Source organism: Luteitalea sp., from assembly GCA_009377605.1.
GTDB lineage: Bacteria > Acidobacteriota > Vicinamibacteria > Vicinamibacterales > Vicinamibacteraceae > WHTT01.
Map to the genome: position 1 here is coordinate 1 of WHTT01000277.1, position 651 is coordinate 651.

The following is a 651-nucleotide window of genomic DNA, read 5'->3' on the forward strand; positions in this document are numbered from 1 at the left end:
CTGGTCGACCCAGTTGTAGTAGTGCGCATCGGCGTTCGCGCCCTCCGTCGCCCCCTTGAAGTTCGGGCCAGGCGTCGGATAGAGCTTCCACCCTTCAGGACAGTGCTGGCCTGTGGCGGTCGGCCCGTTCAGCGCCCCCTTGCAGAGCCGCCGATCGAAGCTGGCGAAGTGGCCGCTGGCGAGCGACACCCAGACGACGCCGTTGCGGTCGATGTCCATGCCGCGCGGCGAGAAGCCCTGCACTGCGGCGCGCGGATTGTTCCAGGGCACCTCATACACTTCGGCGAGAGCGGTCGCGGGTGGATTGGCACCTGGGCTCAAGCGCACCAACGAGCCCGGGAACCCGAGCACGCTGCCCCACACGGAGCCGTCGGAGGGGCTCGGCGCCACGCCGTAGAACGCCGCGTTCACCCGCCGATCCTTCGCCGGATCCGCGGGCGCATTCGCCTCGGTGTACTCGTCACGCCGGCCGTTGCCGTTGTGATCGACGATGAGCGCCGTCCACCCCTGCGACTTCTCCTCGTCGCCGGTCTCGTCGAACATCTTCGTGTTCAGCCAGCCGACGACGCCGCCACCACCGCCGCTGCTCGTCCAGAGCGTATGGTTCGCGTCCTCGGCGAACTGCAGGTGGTGCGTGCTGAAGCAGGTGCT

At 68.4% G+C, this 651-nt stretch carries 1 protein-coding gene; it reads right to left on the reverse strand.

Going from position 1 to position 651, the window contains the following annotated elements; all coding sequences use genetic code 11:
- Positions 1–651 (reverse strand): carboxypeptidase regulatory-like domain-containing protein (locus GEV06_28915; GenBank protein MPZ21864.1); only part of this gene is annotated, 651 nt, incomplete at both ends.